General features: G+C 57.6%; 22 protein-coding genes. 18 read left to right on the top strand and 4 right to left on the bottom strand.

Going from position 1 to position 18,452, the window contains the following annotated elements; genetic code table 11:
• Positions 1-15 precede the first annotated feature (15 nt).
• The 3 genes from OYW20_RS22635 to OYW20_RS22625 all read left to right on the top strand — a co-directional run bounded on the left by OYW20_RS22635 (position 16) and on the right by OYW20_RS22625 (position 1,756).
• On the top strand, positions 16-348 hold the full coding sequence (locus tag OYW20_RS22635) for a PA4575 family protein (protein WP_268798119.1): 333 nt from the start codon (positions 16-18) through the stop codon (positions 346-348).
• 191 nt (positions 349-539) lie between these two features.
• On the top strand, positions 540-1,028 hold the full coding sequence (locus OYW20_RS22630) for a TIGR00645 family protein (protein WP_268798118.1): 489 nt from the start codon (positions 540-542) through the stop codon (positions 1,026-1,028).
• 110 nt (positions 1,029-1,138) lie between these two features.
• Complete coding sequence (locus OYW20_RS22625; RefSeq protein ID WP_268798117.1) at positions 1,139-1,756, top strand: FKBP-type peptidyl-prolyl cis-trans isomerase; 618 nt, start codon at positions 1,139-1,141, stop codon at positions 1,754-1,756.
• 78 nt (positions 1,757-1,834) lie between these two features.
• Here the strand turns inward: OYW20_RS22625 and OYW20_RS22620 are convergent, their stop codons facing one another.
• Both OYW20_RS22620 and OYW20_RS22615 read right to left on the bottom strand, forming a co-directional pair.
• Entirely contained in the window at positions 1,835-2,077 is a 243-nt protein-coding gene (locus OYW20_RS22620) for a PA4570 family protein (RefSeq protein ID WP_268798116.1), read from the bottom strand.
• Between the two features lie 167 nt (positions 2,078-2,244).
• Positions 2,245-3,213: a polyprenyl synthetase family protein gene (locus OYW20_RS22615; protein WP_268798115.1), complete on the bottom strand. Its 969-nt coding sequence runs from the start codon at positions 3,211-3,213 to the stop codon at positions 2,245-2,247.
• 242 nt (positions 3,214-3,455) lie between these two features.
• Between OYW20_RS22615 and rplU the strand changes: the two genes are divergently transcribed.
• From rplU to OYW20_RS22590, 5 genes are all read left to right on the top strand, one after another.
• The gene (rplU, locus tag OYW20_RS22610; protein WP_268798114.1) at positions 3,456-3,767 is read left to right on the top strand and encodes a 50S ribosomal protein L21; all 312 of its coding nucleotides are present in this window, start codon (positions 3,456-3,458) and stop codon (positions 3,765-3,767) included.
• 36 nt (positions 3,768-3,803) lie between these two features.
• Positions 3,804-4,076 (top strand): 50S ribosomal protein L27, encoded by a 273-nt coding sequence (rpmA, locus tag OYW20_RS22605; RefSeq protein ID WP_268798113.1) that lies wholly within the window; start codon positions 3,804-3,806, stop codon positions 4,074-4,076.
• Positions 4,077-4,366: 290 nt separating this feature from the next.
• Complete coding sequence (gene cgtA / locus OYW20_RS22600; protein WP_268798112.1) at positions 4,367-5,590, top strand: Obg family GTPase CgtA; 1,224 nt, start codon at positions 4,367-4,369, stop codon at positions 5,588-5,590.
• Between the two features lie 83 nt (positions 5,591-5,673).
• On the top strand, positions 5,674-6,792 hold the full coding sequence (proB, locus tag OYW20_RS22595; RefSeq protein WP_268798111.1) for a glutamate 5-kinase: 1,119 nt from the start codon (positions 5,674-5,676) through the stop codon (positions 6,790-6,792).
• Positions 6,793-6,821: 29 nt separating this feature from the next.
• On the top strand, positions 6,822-7,292 hold the full coding sequence (locus OYW20_RS22590) for a CreA family protein (RefSeq protein WP_268798110.1): 471 nt from the start codon (positions 6,822-6,824) through the stop codon (positions 7,290-7,292).
• A 112-nt stretch (positions 7,293-7,404) separates the two neighbouring features.
• Here the strand turns inward: OYW20_RS22590 and rpsT are convergent, their stop codons facing one another.
• Positions 7,405-7,683 (bottom strand): 30S ribosomal protein S20, encoded by a 279-nt coding sequence (gene rpsT, locus OYW20_RS22585; protein ID WP_268798109.1) that lies wholly within the window; start codon positions 7,681-7,683, stop codon positions 7,405-7,407.
• Positions 7,684-7,934: 251 nt separating this feature from the next.
• Between rpsT and murJ the strand changes: the two genes are divergently transcribed.
• The 6 genes from murJ (at position 7,935) to ispH (ending at position 15,359) form a co-directional block, all read left to right on the top strand.
• Positions 7,935-9,473, top strand: coding sequence for a murein biosynthesis integral membrane protein MurJ (gene murJ, locus OYW20_RS22580; RefSeq protein ID WP_268801210.1), 1,539 nt, complete (start codon positions 7,935-7,937; stop codon positions 9,471-9,473).
• A gap of 118 nt (positions 9,474-9,591) precedes the next feature.
• Positions 9,592-10,542, top strand: a complete 951-nt coding sequence (gene ribF, locus OYW20_RS22575) for a bifunctional riboflavin kinase/FAD synthetase (protein ID WP_268798108.1) — start codon at positions 9,592-9,594, stop codon at positions 10,540-10,542.
• Positions 10,539-13,370: an isoleucine--tRNA ligase gene (gene ileS / locus OYW20_RS22570; RefSeq protein WP_268798107.1), complete on the top strand. Its 2,832-nt coding sequence runs from the start codon at positions 10,539-10,541 to the stop codon at positions 13,368-13,370. The genes ribF and ileS overlap by 4 nt, the downstream gene beginning before the upstream one ends.
• A complete protein-coding gene (gene lspA / locus OYW20_RS22565; protein ID WP_268798106.1) occupies positions 13,363-13,869 on the top strand; it encodes a signal peptidase II in 507 nt (168 codons plus the stop codon). Before ileS ends, lspA begins: the two co-directional genes overlap by 8 nt.
• Positions 13,862-14,329, top strand: a complete 468-nt coding sequence (locus OYW20_RS22560) for an FKBP-type peptidyl-prolyl cis-trans isomerase (RefSeq protein ID WP_268798105.1) — start codon at positions 13,862-13,864, stop codon at positions 14,327-14,329. The genes lspA and OYW20_RS22560 overlap by 8 nt, the downstream gene beginning before the upstream one ends.
• A gap of 82 nt (positions 14,330-14,411) precedes the next feature.
• A complete protein-coding gene (gene ispH, locus OYW20_RS22555) occupies positions 14,412-15,359 on the top strand; it encodes a 4-hydroxy-3-methylbut-2-enyl diphosphate reductase (protein WP_268798104.1) in 948 nt (315 codons plus the stop codon).
• Positions 15,360-15,363: 4 nt separating this feature from the next.
• Here the strand turns inward: ispH and OYW20_RS22550 are convergent, their stop codons facing one another.
• Complete coding sequence (locus OYW20_RS22550; RefSeq protein ID WP_268798103.1) at positions 15,364-15,873, bottom strand: GspH/FimT family pseudopilin; 510 nt, start codon at positions 15,871-15,873, stop codon at positions 15,364-15,366.
• A 218-nt stretch (positions 15,874-16,091) separates the two neighbouring features.
• On the opposite strand from OYW20_RS22550, the gene pilV reads away from it, so the two are divergent.
• Genes pilV through OYW20_RS22530 form a run of 4 tightly spaced genes read left to right on the top strand, consistent with a single transcriptional unit; the run spans position 16,092 to position 18,190 of the window.
• Positions 16,092-16,553, top strand: coding sequence for a type IV pilus modification protein PilV (gene pilV / locus OYW20_RS22545; protein ID WP_268798102.1), 462 nt, complete (start codon positions 16,092-16,094; stop codon positions 16,551-16,553).
• Positions 16,550-17,242 carry a PilW family protein gene (locus tag OYW20_RS22540; RefSeq protein ID WP_268798101.1) on the top strand — a complete coding sequence of 231 codons (693 nt, stop codon included), beginning with the start codon at positions 16,550-16,552 and terminating at the stop codon, positions 17,240-17,242. The genes pilV and OYW20_RS22540 overlap by 4 nt, the downstream gene beginning before the upstream one ends.
• Before the next feature lie 10 nt (positions 17,243-17,252).
• Positions 17,253-17,759, top strand: a complete 507-nt coding sequence (locus OYW20_RS22535) for a pilus assembly PilX family protein (protein ID WP_268798100.1) — start codon at positions 17,253-17,255, stop codon at positions 17,757-17,759.
• Between the two features lie 50 nt (positions 17,760-17,809).
• Complete coding sequence (locus OYW20_RS22530; RefSeq protein ID WP_268801209.1) at positions 17,810-18,190, top strand: type IV pilin protein; 381 nt, start codon at positions 17,810-17,812, stop codon at positions 18,188-18,190.
• Positions 18,191-18,452 lie beyond the last annotated feature (262 nt).

The following is an 18,452-nucleotide window of genomic DNA, read 5'->3' as shown; positions in this document are numbered from 1 at the left end:
TAAAAGGAGCTCGCCATGTCGCGTAGCCTCTGTCTGACTCGCCAATGCCTGGGTCTGGTGACCCGAATCGAATGTGTTATTCGCCCGCTGTCCGGTGATAAAGGTATGTGGACACTGCTGTTCGCTGCCGGAATGTCCGGAGAGCAACCCTCCGCCCTCAAGGCCCAGGGACCGTTTCATGGCCCCGTTGCTGCTGAAACGGTGCTGGATGCAATTGCTGAAAGCCTGACGCTGCACGGCTATCAAACAGCAGAAGAAATCCCGATCTGGAGTGTTCATCTGCAAGGTGAACTGCGAAGGATGAACGGGGATGCTGCCCTCTGTCAGCGATCGTCCCCTGTGTACTGAGAATGCTGCATCGATTGTCGTCATAACGGCTCGACGCGGGCTTTCATGCCTAACCGCAAAGCCATGCGTTGTTCGTCGAGCCTTGATTATCCTTGCGCTCCCGTCTTTTGTTTCAAATTTTGTCCTGGCTTGTTGCCTGTCATTGCCTACGCCCTATACTCGCGGGCTTTGTTAATCACGTGTGAGTTTCAATGGAACGCTTTTTCGAAAACGCTATGTACGCGTCGCGCTGGTTGCTGGCGCCTATCTATTTCGGCCTGTCTCTTGGACTTCTGGCGCTGGCGCTGAAGTTTTTCCAAGAGATATTCCACGTCATCCCCAACGTGTTCGCGCTGGCAGAATCGGACCTGATTCTGGTCTTGTTGTCTTTGATCGACATGTCGCTGGTGGGTGGCTTGCTGGTCATGGTGATGATTTCCGGGTACGAGAACTTCGTTTCTCAGCTGGACATCGACGACAGCAAAGAGAAGCTAAGCTGGCTGGGCAAGATGGACTCCACCTCGCTGAAGATGAAAGTCGCAGCGTCCATCGTCGCCATTTCCTCGATCCACTTGCTGCGCGTGTTTATGGACGCCAAGAACATCGAACCGCAATACCTGATGTGGTACGTGATCATCCACATGACGTTTGTGGTGTCGGCGTTTGCGATGGGTTACCTGGACAAGCTGACCAAGCATTGACGGCTCAGCCTCAGGCCGATGCCCGTCTAGGGGTGCTTGACCATCTGTGCTAGGCTGCTCGGCCTTTTGGTTCGGGGCGCCTGCTGGCGTCCTCTAAGCGGAGCATTGTGATGTCCGAAGTCAATCTGTCCACCGACGAAACTCGCGTCAGCTACGGCATTGGCCGTCAGTTGGGCGACCAGCTGCGCGACAACCCGCCGCCTGGCGTTAGCCTGGACGCCATTCTGGCAGGCCTGACCGACGCGTTCGCCGGCAAGCCAAGCCGCGTTAGCCAGGAAGAAATGGCTGCAAGCTTCAAAGTGATCCGCGAGATCATGCAGGCTGAAGCGGCTTCCAAGGCTGAAGCGGCTGCGGGTGAAGGCACGGCTTACCTGGCTGATAACGGCAAGCGCGAAGGCATTACCACCTTGCCGTCGGGTCTGCAGTTTGAAGTGCTGACCGCAGGCGAGGGCGCCAAGCCTTCGCGCGAAAGCAATGTGCGTGTTCACTACAGCGGCACCCTGATCGATGGCACCAAGTTCGACAGCTCGTATGATCGTGGCGAGCCGGCTGAATTCCCGGTTGGCGGCGTGATCGCAGGCTGGACCGAGGCTCTGCAACTGATGAACGCCGGTAGCAAATGGCGTCTGCACGTTCCAAGCGAACTGGCATATGGCGCTCAGGGCGTTGGCAGCATCCCGCCGCACAGCGTGCTGGTGTTTGATGTCGAGTTGCTGGACGTTCTGTAAGGCTTTGCAGCGGTAAGCTTCAAGCTCAAGCTCAAGCTCCAGGCTGTTAGCTTGCAGCTTGCAGCTTGCAGCTTGCAGTCAATGCAGTTCCAGCCCGGGGCGCAATGCCCGGGCGTAACAGAACAGGAACAGGCTGCGCACCATCTCTTTTTGAACACCGGGCTCCGTTGAGCTCAGGCTGTTGACGTCCAGATCCCCTTGATCCATCAATTCGTCGAGCGCTTCCTCGTGCAGCACTGCGCAGACTTCCCCTGTCTCGCGGTGCAGGATGCGCAAGTAAGGGTGTGGCCGATCCAGCCATGCGTCGATCAGATAAGTCATTTTCGTTCTCCTTGAGGTATTAAATGAGAATAATTCCTATCTGATAAATAGCAAGGATGTATTTGAGATTTGTTCGCATTTGAGTTGCGTTGTTGATCTGTGTCAGGTTTGCATCGGCCAACAAAAAGCCCGTCACAGGGACGGGCTTCGGTAAGGCAGGGCAGTGATCAGTGGGTGCGAGCCACTGCAAACTCACTCAGTTCGATCAGTGCATCCTTGTACTCGCTGGCTGGCAACGCTTCCAGGCACGCAATTGCGCGTGCGGCGTAGTCACGGGCCAGTTGTGCGGTGTACTCGAGAGCGCCTGCGTTTTCGACGGCTTCACGAATGCTTTCGAGATCGTCAAGACCGCCTTTCTGTATGGCCTGACGCACCAGAGCAGCTTGCTCAGGCGTGCCTTCACGCATGGCGTAGATGAGCGGCAGCGTCGGCTTGCCTTCAGCGAGATCGTCGCCAACGTTTTTGCCGAGGGTTTCGGCGTCGCCACGATAATCGAGCAGGTCGTCGACCAGTTGGAAGGCAATCCCCAGATTGTCGCCGAACATACGCAGCGCTTCGGTCTGCTCATGGGGAGCTTGCGCCAACGACGCTGCACTGTGAGTCGAGGCTTCAAACAGCATGGCTGTTTTGCCGCGAATCACTTCCATGTAGGTTTCTTCTGTGGTGCTGGCGTCGCGAATCTTCGAAAGCTGCAAAACCTCGCCCTCGGCGATGATTCGCGTGGCTTTGGACAGGATCTGCATCACTGGCATCGATCCAAGCTCGACCATCATTTCGAAGGAGCGTGAATAGAGGAAGTCGCCGACCAGCACGCTGGGTGCATTGCCCCACATGGCGTTGGCGGTCGAGCGGCCACGGCGCATGCCGGACATGTCGACGACATCGTCATGCAGCAGGGTGGCAGTGTGCAGAAACTCGATTGTCGCTGCGAGCAGCCTCAGATCGTCGCCGTCTTTGCCGAGGGCCTTGCCACACAGCAGAACCAGCAACGGACGCAGACGTTTACCGCCAGCGGAGGTGATGTAATCGCCGATTTTCGAGACCAGCGGCACGCGCGATGTCAGCTGCTTCTTGATAATGTGGTCGACGGCAATAAAGTCGTCCGCCACAGCGCGGTAGAAGGCTTGGGGTTGCATCAGCGAGACGTGCTCCGGAAGGGTTGCGCGGCATGCTAGGTTGCAGGCCCCACCCTGTCAAGGTATGACATTACGCCGCTTGCAAGGCGTAGGCTGCTTGCGTACAATCGCGCACCCTAACTTTCCTGGGCAGCACCTGCCTTACGCAATTGCATGTGAGCCGTTCCAGCCTCATGCAGCCATGCCAGCCGATACTCTTACTTATAAAGAGCTGGGTGAGCAGGATTTTCGGAGAAATACCCATGTACGCAGTAATTGTTACCGGTGGCAAGCAGTACAAAGTCGCCCCAGGTGAATACCTGAAAATCGAAAAACTGGAAATCGCCACTGGCGAATCCGTGACTTTTGACCGCGTATTGCTGGTCGCCGATGGCGAAACCGTCAATATCGGTGCTCCAGTTGTAGTCGGTGCTACCGTTGTGGCTGAAGTGATTGCCCAAGGCCGTCACGATAAAATCCGCATCATCAAGTTCCGTCGTCGTAAGCACCACATGAAGCGTATGGGCCACCGCCAGTGGTTCACCGAGATCAAAATCACCGCTATTCAGGCCTGAATTTCAGCCTGCTAGCCCAATAGGAGTATTGAACTCATGGCACACAAAAAAGCTGGTGGTAGTACCCGTAACGGTCGCGACTCAGAAGCCAAACGTCTTGGCGTGAAGATGTACGGCGGCCAGGCCATCATCCCAGGTAACATCATCGTGCGTCAGCGCGGTACCCAGTTCCACGCCGGTTACGGCGTTGGCATGGGCAAAGATCACACCCTGTTCGCGAAAGTGGAAGGCGTGATCAAGTTCCAGGTTAAAGGCGCTTTCAACCGCCGTTATGTGAGCATCGTGCCAAAGACTGAAGTCGCGGCATAATCTCTCAGCAGCTTGGTCTGCGTGGAGGTGTAACAGGCTCCACGCTGCCTGAGCTCGAAAGGCCCTGTCTCGCGACAGGGCCTTTTTGTTTGTAAGTGAGTCGGTTTGTAGATAAGTCGGTTTTCAGATGGATCTGTTTTGGTGAGTCTCTTGCAAAGCTGTTTGTGTGAGCCGTTGTGATGTGGACCTTTGAGGTCGCTGGTTTTTGATCGGTATCGCAACGCTCATCTTTGCAAGAGCCTTATGAATTTATGTTGTTCTGCTCGTCTTTGTGACGGGAGGCGTGCGTTATGAAATTTGTTGATGAAGTATCCATTCGAGTAAAGGCCGGTGACGGCGGCAACGGTTGCATGAGCTTCCGTCGCGAAAAGTTCATTGAGAACGGTGGCCCTAACGGTGGTGATGGTGGCGATGGCGGCTCGATCTACATGATCGCCGACGAGAACCTCAATACCCTGGTCGATTACCGCTACACCCGTCACTTCGATGCTGAGCGTGGCTCCAACGGTGGCAGTGCTGACTGCACGGGCAAGAAGGGTGAGGAGCTTGTGTTGCGTGTGCCGGTGGGTACAACCGTCATTGATGCGGGCACTCAGGAAATCATCGGTGACCTGACCAAGGCTGGCCAACGCCTGCTGGTGGTTCAAGGCGGCTGGCACGGTCTTGGCAACACCCGCTTCAAATCCAGTACAAACCGCGCGCCGCGCCAGACCACTCCCGGTAAGCCTGGCGAGCAGCGCGATTTGAAGCTGGAGCTCAAGGTGTTGGCGGACGTGGGTCTTCTGGGCTTGCCGAATGCCGGCAAGAGCACCTTCATTCGCTCGGTGTCTGCTGCCAAGCCTAAGGTCGCTGACTACCCGTTCACCACCTTGGTGCCGAACCTTGGTGTCGTCAGTGTTGATCGCTGGAAAAGCTTCGTCATCGCCGATATTCCTGGTTTGATTGAAGGTGCTTCGCACGGTGCGGGCCTTGGGATTCGCTTCCTCAAGCACTTGGCGCGTACGCGTTTGCTGTTGCACCTCGTCGACATGGCGCCGCTTGACGAAGCCAGCGCCCCGGATGCAGCCGAGGTCATTGTCAGCGAACTTGAAAAATTCAGTCCTTCCCTGGCCGAGCGTGATCGCTGGTTGGTGTTGAACAAGTGCGACCAGATCCTCGAAGAGGAGCATGAAGCCCGTAAGCAGGAAATCATTGATCGCCTGGAGTGGACCGGTCCGGTTTACGTTATCTCGGCCATCGCCAAAGAAGGCACTGAGCAGCTCAGCCGCGACATCATGCGTTATCTGGAAGATCGCGCTGATCGTCTGGCGAATGATCCTGCCTACGCAGGGGCACTGGCTGAGCTTGACCAGAATATCGAAGATGAGGCGCGTGCGCAGTTGCAGGCCCTTGATGACCAGCGTGCGCTGCGTCGAAGCGGCGTGAAAAGCGTCCACGATATCGGCGACGATGACTGGGACGAGGAAGATGTTGATGACGAAGATGGTCCGGAAATCATTTACGTCCGGGACTGATTCAGTGAAGTAAACTACAGCGCCGCTTAATAGCGGCGTTTTAGTATGTCGAATTTGTACTCTCTGGCTTAAGGTTGAAGAACATGCGGAGCAAGGTGACGGGTGCCCAGCGTTGGGTGATAAAGATCGGTAGTGCGCTGTTGACGGCGGATGGCAAGGGTCTTGATCGCGATGCGATGGGTGTTTGGGTTGAGCAGATGGTGGCGCTGCATGAGGCGGGCGTCGAGCTGGTTCTGGTTTCATCTGGTGCAGTTGCGGCCGGTATGAGTCGCCTTGGCTGGACTGCGCGACCGAGTGCCATGCATGAGCTTCAGGCAGCGGCCGCGATTGGGCAGATGGGCCTGGTGCAGGCGTGGGAGTCGAGCTTTGCCGAGCATGGTCGCCATACTGCGCAGATCCTGCTGACCCATGACGACCTGTCTGATCGCAAGCGCTATCTGAATGCACGCAGCACCTTGCGTACGCTGGTCGATCTGGGCGTGGTGCCGGTCATCAATGAGAACGACACCGTGGTCACCGACGAAATCCGATTCGGTGACAACGACACCCTCGCCGCGTTGGTAGCTAACCTGGTCGAGGCTGATCTTCTGGTCATTCTCACTGATCGTGATGGCATGTTCGACGCCGACCCCCGCAATAACCCTGAAGCCCGGTTGATCTACGAAGCGCGTGCTGATGATCCTGCGCTGGATGCGGTGGCGGGTGGTACTGGTGGGGCGTTGGGTCGTGGCGGTATGCAGACCAAGCTGCGCGCTGCTCGGCTGGCTGCTCGGTCCGGCGCGCACACGGTCATCGTGGGTGGACGCATCGAGCGTGTTCTGGCGCGGCTCAAGGCGGGTGAGCGTCTGGGTACTTTACTTTCGCCCGAGCGTGAAATGCTCGCGGCGCGCAAGCAGTGGCTTGCTGGGCATCTGCAAACCCGTGGCACGCTTGTGCTGGATGATGGTGCGGTGAAGGCGTTGGCTCAAGGGCACAAAAGTCTGTTGCCGGTAGGGGTGAGGCTGGTTCAGGGCAGCTTCAGGCGAGGCGAGATGGTCGTGTGCGTCGGTCCTGATGGTCGCGAGGTTGCTCGCGGGCTAAGTAATTACAGCGCGCTGGAGGCCCAGAAAATAATAGGTCAGCCTTCTGATGCGATTGTCAAAGTGCTGGGCTATATGGCCGAGCCTGAACTGGTGCATCGCGACAATCTGATTCTGGTCTGAATGCTGGTCTTTATTTGAGGAAGTGTGCGATGCGAGTGGTGAAAGGGTTTTTAGGGGCGCTGCTAATGCTGCCCTTGCTGGCTTCCGCAGAGCAGATCGGCGAAGTCTCTACGGTCTTCAAATTTGTGGGTCCGAACGACCGCATTGTCGTAGAAGCTTTTGATGATCCCAAAGTTGACGGCGTGACGTGCTACCTGTCTCGCGCCAAGACGGGTGGCGTGAAAGGTGGTCTGGGGTTGGCTGAGGATCGGGCTGAGGCGTCCATCGCTTGTCGCCAGGTCGGGCCGATCCACTTCAAAGAGCAACTCAAGGATGGCGATGAGGTGTTCAAAGAGCGCACTTCGCTGGTATTCAAAACCATGCAGGTGGTGCGTTTCTTTGATAAGAAGCGCAACGCTCTGGTGTATCTGGTCTACAGCGACCGGGTCGTTGAAGGCAGTCCGCAAAATGCTGTGACGGCAATTCCTATTCTGCCGTGGTCGCCTGCCCCTGCGCCTTGATGTTACGGCTCTCCTGGAAAGTCTCGCTTCTATGGGGTGAGGCTGGTGTGTGCAACTTTATTTCAGTTAATAAAAAACCGACCCTGAGGTCGGTTTTTAACAAGCGTATCGCTTAGGCTGCAGCAGCAAGGTTCAGGGCCTTGATGTGGCCATTCAGACGACCTTTATGGCGAGCAGCTTTGTTCTTGTGGATGATGCCTTTATCGGCCATACGGTCGATAACTGGCACGGCCAGAATATAAGCAGCTTGCGCTTTTTCGGCGTCTTTAGCGTCGATGGCTTTCACTACGTTCTTGATGTAGGTACGAACCATGGAACGCATGCTGGCGTTGTGGCTGCGACGCTTCTCAGCCTGTTTTGCACGTTTTTTGGCGGAAGGTGTGTTGGCCACCGTCGAGCTCCTCGAAAGACTTGGGAAATAGCTAACAAAATAGGCCGCGAATCATGCCGATGAGTTGAAGTCTTGTCAAGGGCAGTTGATGCGTTCCGCTGAGTGGTCGCCGTGGACTGCCGTGGATATTTCTTTCCGGCGTGCGACCTGTAAACTCGCGGGCTTTGGCTCTGAGCTGTTTTGCGGCGCGGAGTATCGCATAAATGGATCGCGTTATCTCGCATCCTTTGGTCTGGGCGCAAAACCTCTCGATGAATCTACTCAAATCGCTTGCCGCCGTAAGCTCTATCACAATGCTTTCAAGGGTGCTGGGTTTCGTTCGCGATACCATCATCGCTCGCGCATTCGGCGCGGGGATGGCCACCGACGCCTTCTTTATCGCCTTCAAACTGCCGAACCTGTTGCGCCGGATATTTGCCGAAGGCGCGTTCTCTCAGGCGTTCGTGCCGATCCTTGCAGAATATAAAAGCCAGCAGGGCGAAGAGGCGACCCGCACATTTGTCGCGTATGTCACCGGATTGCTGACATTGGCGCTGGCGCTTGTGACGTTGCTGGGGGTCATCTTTGCCCCGTGGGTGATCTGGGCTACGGCACCAGGCTTTGCCGACACCCCGGAAAAGTTCGAGCTGACGTCCGACCTGTTGCGAGTGACCTTTCCTTATATATTGCTGATTTCACTGTCATCGCTCGCTGGGGCGATCCTCAACACCTGGAACAGATTCTCGGTGCCCGCGTTTGTGCCGACATTGCTGAATCTGGCGATGATCTTTTTCGCACTGTTCCTGACGCCTTACTTCCATCCGCCCGTCATGGCGTTAGGCTGGGCGGTGCTGGCAGGTGGACTTTTGCAGTTGCTCTACCAACTGCCGCACCTCAAAAAGATCGGGATGCTGGTACTGCCGCGACTGAATCTGCGTGATCGCGGGGTATGGCGGGTAATGAAGCAGATGCTTCCTGCCATCCTTGGCGTCTCCGTCAGTCAGATTTCTCTGATAATCAACACCATTTTTGCCTCGTTCCTCGTCGCCGGGTCGGTCTCGTGGATGTACTACGCCGACCGTTTGATGGAGTTGCCTTCCGGTGTTTTAGGTGTTGCGCTGGGTACGATTTTGCTGCCGATCCTGTCTAAAACCTACGCCAGCAAGGACCGCCATGAGTACTCGCGCATTCTGGACTGGGGGCTGAGGCTGTGCTTCATGCTGGTGTTGCCTTGCACGCTGGCGCTTGGATTGCTGGCTGAGCCGCTGACGGTTTCTCTGTTTCAATACGGCAAGTTCGACGCTGAGGACGCCGCCATGACTCAGCGAGCCCTGGTGGCTTATTCGGTGGGTCTTCTTGGGATCATCGTGATCAAGGTTCTCGCGCCGGGTTTTTATGCGCAGCAAAATATTCGCACCCCGGTGAAAATCGCAATCTTCACCCTCATTGTTACGCAGTTGCTGAACCTGGCTTTCATCGGTCCGCTGCAGCACGCGGGTCTGGCGTTGGCGATAAGCGTCGGCGCCTGCATCAATGCCTGTCTATTGTTCTGGCAATTGCGTAAGCAGGACCTGTTTACGCCGCAGCCTGGCTGGGCGGTTTTTTTATTCAAGTTGCTCGTCGCTGTTGCGGTGATGTCTGCCGTATTGCTGGGCCTGATGCATGTCATGCCGGCCTGGAGTGATGGTCAAATGCTCGGGCGAATGATTCGCCTGGGTGGTCTGGTGGCCGCTGGCATTGCGGCCTATTTCGGTATGTTGCTGGTGCTGGGGTTTCGCCTGAGGGATTTCGCCCGTAGCGCCATCCTGTGAGAACAGTCGGCGGTTTTTGGCTGTTAACGCCGATTGTTGTGTTTTGCCTGAATGTGTCGCCTGTCGTTGACGGCGGTGTGTGGTTATAATCGGCTACTTTATGAGCAAGAAGCGCGTTATGCAGCTGGTCCGAGGCCTCCACAATCTGCGCCCCCAGCATCGGGGCTGTGTCGCCACTATTGGCAACTTCGACGGTGTCCACCGTGGTCACCAGGCTATCCTGGCGCGTCTGCGTGAGCGGGCCTTCGAGTTGGGTTTGCCCAGCTGTGTGGTCATATTCGAACCCCAGCCGCGGGAGTTTTTTGCCCCACTCACGGCTCCGGCCCGTTTGGCCCGCCTGCGCGACAAGCTCGCATTGCTGGCCGATGAGGGCGTGGATCAAGTGCTGTGTCTGGCCTTCAATCAACGCCTTTGCGAGCTGAGCGCCACTGAGTTTGTCGACACCGTCTTGATCGACGGGCTGGACGTGAAGCACCTGGAGGTCGGAGACGATTTCCGTTTCGGCTGCGACCGGATCGGTGATTTCGATTTCCTTCAGCAAGCCGGGCTCTCCAAAGATTTTACGGTGGAAGCCGCGCAAACCGTCGAGATTGATGGTGCGCGTGTCAGCAGCACCAAGGTACGTTCCGCTCTGGCCACCGCAGACTTTGCCCTGGCCGAGCAATTGCTGGGCCGACCGTTCGAGATATCCGGTCGCATCCTGCATGGCCAGAAGCTGGCACGGCAGTTGGGTGCGCCCACTGCGAATGTGCAGCTCAAGCGTCGTCGGGTTCCGTTGACCGGCGTGTATCTGGTGAGTGCCGAGCTCGACGGCAAGACATGGCCCGGGGTCGCCAACATCGGCGTGCGCCCGACCGTGTCAGGTGATGGCAGTGCACACCTGGAAGTGCATCTTCTGGATTTTACCGGCGATATTTATGGCCGGCGCATGACCGTGGTGTTCCACCACAAGCTGCGTGATGAGCAGCGTTTCGCCTCTCTGGAGGCGTTGAAGACAGCGATCGATGCGGATATCGCCGCCGCCCGTGCCCACTGGCATGGCCAACCGCTAACCAAGAGCCTGAAATGACCGATTACAAAGCCACGTTAAATCTTCCGGACACCGCCTTCCCGATGAAGGCCGGCCTGCCCCAGCGCGAGCCGCAAACTCTGCAGCGCTGGGACAGCATTGGCCTGTACCAGAAGCTGCGCGAAATTGGCAAGGATCGTCCAAAGTTCGTCCTGCACGACGGGCCTCCTTACGCCAACGGCAATATTCACATCGGTCACGCGGTCAACAAGATCCTCAAGGACATGATCGTCCGGTCCAAGACGCTGTCCGGATTCGACGCGCCTTACGTACCCGGTTGGGACTGCCACGGCCTGCCAATCGAGCACAAGGTCGAAGTCACCCACGGCAAGAACCTGCCTGCCGACAAGACGCGTGAGCTATGCCGCGCTTATGCTGCCGAACAGATCGAAGGGCAGAAGGCGGAGTTCATCCGTCTTGGTGTTCTGGGCGATTGGGCCAACCCGTATCGCACCATGGATTTTGCTAACGAAGCCGGTGAAATCCGCGCGCTGGCCGAGATGGTCAAGGGCGGTTTCGTGTTCAAGGGCCTCAAGCCCGTGAACTGGTGTTTCGATTGCGGCTCAGCGCTGGCGGAAGCGGAGGTCGAATACCAGGACAAGAAGTCGTCCACCATCGACGTTGCCTTTCCGATTGCCGATGAAGACAAACTCGCAGCGGCGTTCGGCGTATCTGCGCTGAGCAAGCCCACCGCCGTCGTGATCTGGACCACCACCCCGTGGACCATCCCGGCTAACCAGGCGCTGAACGTTCATCCTGAGTTCGCCTACGCTCTGGTCGATGTCGGTGATCGTTTGCTCGTCCTCGCCGAAGAGCTGGTTGAGTCCTGCCTCAAGCGCTACAAACTGGAAGGTTCTGTCATCGCCACGGCTCAAGGCTCGGCCCTGGAACTGATCAACTTCCGTCATCCGTTCTACGACCGCCTGTCCCCGGTTTATCTGGCGGACTACGTGGAGTTGGGCGCAGGGACCGGTGTTGTTCACTGCTCGCCCGCTTATGGCGTTGACGATTTCGTGATCAGCAAAAGCTATGGCCTGACCAACGACGACATCATCAGCCCCGTGCAAAGCAACGGCGTGTACGTCGAGTCGCTGGAGTTGTTCGGCGGACAGTTCATCTTCAAGGCCAACCAGAACATCATCGACAAGCTGGCTGAAGTCGGCGCGTTGATGGACACCGAAGTCATCACCCACAGCTACATGCACTGCTGGCGCCACAAGACGCCGCTGATCTACCGGGCCACCGCACAGTGGTTCGTAGGCATGGATAAGCAGCCGACGTCAGGCGCTACCCTGCGTGAACGCGCGGTCAAAGCTATCGAAGACACCCATTTCGTGCCGGCATGGGGTCAGGCGCGCCTTCACTCGATGATCGCCAATCGTCCGGACTGGTGTATCTCGCGTCAGCGCAACTGGGGCGTGCCGATCCCTTTCTTCCTGCACAAGGAAAGTGGTGATCTGCATCCGCGTACCGTCGAGCTGATGGAAGAAGTCGCGCTGCGCGTTGAGCAGCAAGGCATTGAAGCCTGGTTCAAGATGGACGCCGCCGAGCTGCTGGGCGATGAAGCGCCGCAGTACGACAAGATATCGGACACGCTGGACGTGTGGTTCGATTCCGGCACTACCCACTGGCATGTGCTGCGCGGTTCGCACCCAATGGGCCATGAAAGTGGTCCACGTGCCGATCTGTATCTGGAAGGCTCGGATCAGCATCGCGGCTGGTTCCACTCATCCTTGCTGACCGGCTGCATGCTGGACGATCACGCACCGTACCGTGAACTGTTGACCCATGGTTTTACGGTCGACGAGAACGGTCGCAAGATGTCCAAATCGCTGGGCAACGTGATTGCGCCGCAGAAAGTCAATGACACCCTCGGCGCCGACATCATGCGGCTGTGGGTCTCGGCGACGGATTACTCTGGCGAGATGGCCGTTTCCGACACCATCCTTCAGCGCAGCGCCGATGCGTACCGTCGTATCCGTAACACTGCGCGCTTCCTGCTTTCAAACCTGACCGGATTCAACCCGGCCACCGATATCCTGCCCGCCGAAGAAATGCTGGCGCTGGATCGTTGGGCGGTTGACCGTGCGTTGCTGCTTCAGCGCGAGCTTGAAGAGCACTACGGCGAATATCGTTTCTGGAATGTCTATTCCAAGGTGCACAACTTCTGTGTGCAGGAGTTGGGCGGCTTCTACCTCGACATCATCAAGGACCGCCAGTACACCACCGGCGCCGACAGCAAGGCGAGGCGCTCTTGCCAGACCGCGCTGTTCCAAATCTCCGAAGCGTTGGTGCGCTGGATCGCGCCGATCCTGGCGTTCACTGCCGATGAGCTGTGGCAATACCTGCCGGGCGAGCGTAATGAGTCAGTCATGCTTAACACCTGGTACGAAGGTCTGAGCGAGTTGCCGCAAGACTTCGAGCTAGACCGTGCCTACTGGGAGCGCGTCATGGCGGTCAAGGTTGCCGTGAACAAGGAAATGGAAAACCTGCGGGCGGCGAAAGCCATCGGCGGCAACCTCCAGGCCGAAGTGACGCTGTACGCCGAAGATGCGCTTGTCGCGGATCTGGCGAAGCTCGGCAACGAGCTGCGCTTTGTGTTGATCACCTCAACCGCCAGCGTTGCCCCGTTCGTCAGCGCGCCTGCCGATGCGGTAGTCACCGAAGTCAGCGGCTTGAAGCTGAAAGTGGTCAAGTCAGGTCACGCCAAGTGCGCCCGCTGCTGGCATCACCGCGAAGACGTTGGGGTTAACCCTGAGCATCCGGAAATCTGCGGCCGTTGCGTAGATAACATCTATGGCGCTGGCGAGGTTCGTCACTATGCCTAATGCAAGCCGATTCGGGCGCCTGAGCTGGTTGTGGCTGAGTGTGCTGGTTCTGATTATTGATCAGGCCACCAAGTATTACTTCGAGAACCGGTTGGAGTTGTACGAGCAGATAGTCATCATTCCTGACTATTTCAGCTGGATGCTGGCATACAACACAGGTGCGGCTTTCAGCTTCCTGGCCGGCAGTTCGGGCTGGCAGCGCTGGTTTTTTGCCCTGATCGCCCTCGTGGTGAGCGTTGTACTGGTCATCTGGCTCAAGCGGCTGGGCCGTGACGACACCTGGCTGGCGATTGCACTGGCGTTGGTGCTCGGTGGCGCGCTGGGAAATCTGTACGATCGCGTCGCCATCGGGCACGTGATCGACTTCATCTTCGTGCACTGGAAAGAACACGGATTTCCGGCGTTCAACATTGCCGATAGCTCCATCACCTTAGGCGCGATCATGCTTGCTCTGGACATGTTCAAGAGCAAGAAAACCGGAGAGCCAGCTCATGACTGATCAGTTATTGACCGAAGCCGCTGCACAGGAACAACGCATCGGTCAGAACACGGAAGTCACGTTGCACTTTGCGCTGCGTCTGGAGAACGGCGATACCGTCGACAGCACGTTCGATAAGGCTCCAGCCACCTTCAAAGTCGGCGATGGCAACCTGATGCCTGGCTTTGAAGCGCTGTTGTTCGGTTTCAAGGCAGGCGACAAACGTATCCTTGAAGTACTGCCTGAAAACGCATTCGGCCAGCCAAACCCACAAAATGTGCAGGTCATCGCGCGTTCTCAGTTCCAGAACATGGAACTGTCGGAAGGGCTGCTGGTGATTTTCAACGACGCGGCCAACACCGAGCTGCCCGGCGTGGTGAAGGCGTTTGACGATGATCAAGTGACCATCGACTTCAACCATCCGTTGTCGGGCAAAACATTGACCTTCGAAGTTGAAATCTTCGAGGTCAAAGCGCTCTGACGAGTCGCGGCGCACTTGGCCTCGGCTTCGGTCGGGGCCTTTTCGTTTATATGTTTCACTGCGCGTAGATACGAGGCACATCATGCAAATCAAGCTCGCCAACCCACGTGGCTTCTGCGCCGGGGTGGACCGCGCGATCGAAATCGTCAATCGCGCACTGGAAGTGTTTGGCCCGCCGATCTATGTGCGCCACGAAGTGGTTCATAACAAATTCGTCGTTGAAGACCTGCGTACTCGCGGCGCGATCTTCGTCGAGGAGCTCGATCAGGTGCCGGACGACGTCATCGTGATTTTCAGTGCTCACGGCGTGTCCCAGGCCGTGCGTACAGAAGCAGCTGGCCGTGGCCTCAAGGTATTCGACGCCACCTGCCCGCTGGTGACCAAGGTACACATCGAGGTGGCGCGCTACAGCCGCGATGGCCATGAGTGCATCTTGATAGGCCACGCAGGGCATCCCGAAGTCGAAGGCACCATGGGCCAGTACGACGCCAGCAGTGGTGGCGCCATCTATCTGGTTGAGGACGAAAAAGACGTCGCTAATCTGCAAGTGGTCAATCCTGAAAAGCTGGCATTCGTGACCCAGACCACGCTTTCGATGGACGACACCAGTCGAGTGATTGACGCCTTGCGTGTGCGTTTTCCGAGCATTGGCGGGCCGCGCAAGGACGACATTTGCTACGCCACGCAAAACCGCCAGGACGCGGTCAAGCAACTGGCTGATGAGTGCGACGTGGTGTTGGTGGTGGGCAGCCCGAACAGCTCCAACTCAAACCGTCTGCGCGAGCTTGCTGAGCGCATGGAAACGCCTGCGTATTTGATCGATGGCGCCGAAGACATGCAGCGCAGCTGGTTCGACGGTGTCGAGCGCATTGGCATCACGGCCGGCGCATCGGCCCCGGAAGTATTGGTGCGTGGCGTGATTCAACAACTGCAGGCGTGGGGCGCGGTCGGCGCTGATGAGCTGGCTGGCCGTGAAGAGAACATCACGTTCTCGATGCCTAAAGAACTGCGGGTCAAGTCGTTGCTGTGAGGCCTTAGCCGCACAACGCGGTTATAACCTCATCGTTCGCAATCCGGGTTCGCCCGGACGGCGCCAATATCACGCGATGCTGGCTGGCCGCTCGGCCTTTCTCGCAGATGAACAACGTGCCGTTACCCGTACCACTGTTGGTGGAACCGCCTGTGCTGTCGAAGGCAATCGAGTGTTTCACCTTGCTGTTGGCGGCTACCTTGACGTTTCGGTAACCCGAACGTTCTGCCAGTGAGGGTTCATCGTCATCCATCAATCCGTTGCGATTGGTGTCAACGAAGGTCGTCCAGCCAAGGCTCCATTCTCCTTTGATCGGCGCGATGACCACCACCTGATTGCGCGCGATGGCCTCTGCCCGGGCCATGCGAATTCCACTGACCAACTGTTGAGCGGCATCCTGGCGGCGTTGCGATTCAATCAGACTGTTGAACGCTGGCAGCGCAATCCCTGCGATGATCGCGATCAGTACCAACACCACCAATAACTCCACCAACGTGAACCCTGACTGTCTCAACGGCGCGGCCTCCCTGTGGGCGTTTTACACCTGCGCCACTCCTTGCGCAGGGCGCCAAGCAAACCCGCAATTCGCTGTGCGGGCAAGCGGTTTGAGTCGCTGTGTTGTGAGCCGTTGTGTCGGCAAATAGCGGTTACACACTCGACTGCTTTAACGCGGGCAGTCTTGCGATAACCGGCTTCAATGAGTCCTGCAAATGGACTTTGGAGACGTCGTTGATGACGCTAAAACAGGGAAGTGATCAGTCAGGGATGACGCTGATTGAGGTCATGGTTGCGTTGCTGATTCTGTCCGTCGGCGTGCTGGGCGCGGCTGCGGTGCAGATCAATGCCCTCAAATATACCGACAGCGCGTTACGCCGCACCCAAGCGGGTTTCATCGCTCAGGACATGCTTGAGCGCATGCGGGCGAACCCGGATGCCAGCTATGCACTTGCCGGGTTGAGCCAGGCGCCAACCTCGGCGGACCTCGACAATCCTCGACATCAAGACCTGTTCGATTTCGCCATGAATGTCCGGCAGATGGCAGGCGACACTGCTGATGGCCGAATCTCGGTTGCCGGCGACGCGGTGACAGTCGCAATCGACTGGAGCGACGCCCGCGGCTCCGGGCAAAACGGTCAGCTGGAAACGTACACGCTCAGCAGCGTTGTATCGGTCGGCGCGGGAGGCACGCCGTGAGTCGTCGCTCGAGAGGCTTTGGCTTGATTGAGCTGATGGTGGCGTTGACGCTGAGTCTGGTGATGGCAGTGGCGCTCACGCAGATGTTCATCAGCTCGAAGGACACGTATCTGAGCCAGATGGCGTCCGCGAACCTGCAAGAGGATGCGCGGTTTGTGCTCAACAAGCTGGCGCAGGACATTCGCATGGTGGGCACGTTTGGGTGTCTGGCGTCGGTGAGGGATGCCAGTGATAAAGGCGACTTCGCCGGTGCATTCCAAAACCCGATTCACTGGCAGGCGAGCGCTCAGAGCCTGACGCTGGTCACGGCCAGCGTTGACGGGCAACAAGGCGAGCCGGTCTGGACCGTCCGCACCGATTGCGCCATGGCGGCAACTGCCTATTCCCAAGGCGCTGGGGTGGGAGAACTGAGCTTTCCGGTTCAGCGGCACGTTTATGCGTTCAATGCACGGGCGGCTGACTTGAGGCTGAACGGGGCAGCGCTTATCAGCAATGTCAGCGCCTTCAGTGTGCTTTTTGGTGTCGCAGACTCGCCTGCTCAAAGACTCGTTTCGCGCTACGTCGAAGCCCCGGACAACCCTGCGCTGATACGCAGCGTACGCATCACATTGACGTTGTCTGACCCTGCGCAACGGGTCAAAGAACAGACGTTCAGTATGGTCGCCGCTTTACGCAATCGGCTCGGTTGAGGTGCCTTTCATGACTGCTCATTTCGCCACCGATCAACGCGGCACTGCGCTGATCGTCAGCCTGGTTTTTTTGTTGTTGCTGACGATGCTCGGCCTGTCTTCTCTGCAAAACGCAACGCTCCAGGAAAAAATGGCCGGCAGCCTCAACCGTCGGCAAGCATCTTTCCAGTTGGCCGAACGTGTGCTGAGGGCTGGAGAGGCCAAGGTGAAAACAGCGGGGGTCGCGCTGCCGCGCTGCGGCTCGGTTGCCACTTGTGGCCCGCCACCTGAGGCGTTGACGCTGGAACATGCAGGTGCGGGGGGTGAGGTCGTGAAGTGGATCGCTGCCGAAGGAGGCTTCTACGCACTGCAAAACTTCGCCACCACCCGCGATCCGGTCAACGCCGGTCCTGCGGGCGAGGACGAGGCATGGGTGCTTTATCGCGTCACAGCGGTCGCGATTCAGGGCGATGCCCGTACAGTGCTGGAAAGCGTGCATACCGATCAACGCCGCATTATGTGGCGTCAACGGCAGTGAAAGTGGCCGCCAGCAGCGGGCGCAATGCAGGCTTTTCCTTGATCGAGCTCATGGTAGTGATCGGTGTGATCGCCATCCTGGCCGCCGTCGGCTATCCCATCTACACCGAGTACGTCAAAAAAGCCCGCCGCGCCGAGATCGCCGCCCTGTTGACTGAAGAAGCGCAGAAGCTGGAGCGGTTCTACTCAAAAACCGCGCAATACACCGACTTCGCCGGACCGCCTGCGCGTGAGCATCAGGTCTCGGAAGGCAACGCGTTTTATACCGTTGCGTCGCAGCGAACCGAGCAAACCTTTGTACTCACTGCCGCACCAAAAGGCTCGCTGATGCGCGGGGATACGTGCGGAAGTTTCGTGCTTGAAAACACGGGCAGACGAGATAACTCAGGACTGTCGGGGGATGCCAGCGTTTTGGGGTGTTGGGGGCGGTGACTTTCACTCTCGTTCAACTGGAAGCCTGATCTCACGCGATACTCCCTGCGCCCAAGGCGCTTGGTTATGCTCTAATCCACCGCCTTAATACCCGCAAAAAATACCACCTGCTTATAAGCCTTGGATTTCTCCATTTAAGGTACTCTGCGATCCTGTAGTCGCCGCCCCGGCCCAGACCGTGGCGCTCATCCAGACAAATTAACCGCACATCCCTTTGCTCATGATCCAGCAGCGGCGCTGACCTATAGTTGCGCCGTTCAGG

Origin of the sequence: Pseudomonas sp. BSw22131 (assembly GCF_026810445.1) — a bacterium.
GTDB lineage: Bacteria > Pseudomonadota > Gammaproteobacteria > Pseudomonadales > Pseudomonadaceae > Aquipseudomonas > Aquipseudomonas huanghezhanensis.
This window is presented reverse-complemented; position numbering and strand designations above follow the sequence as displayed.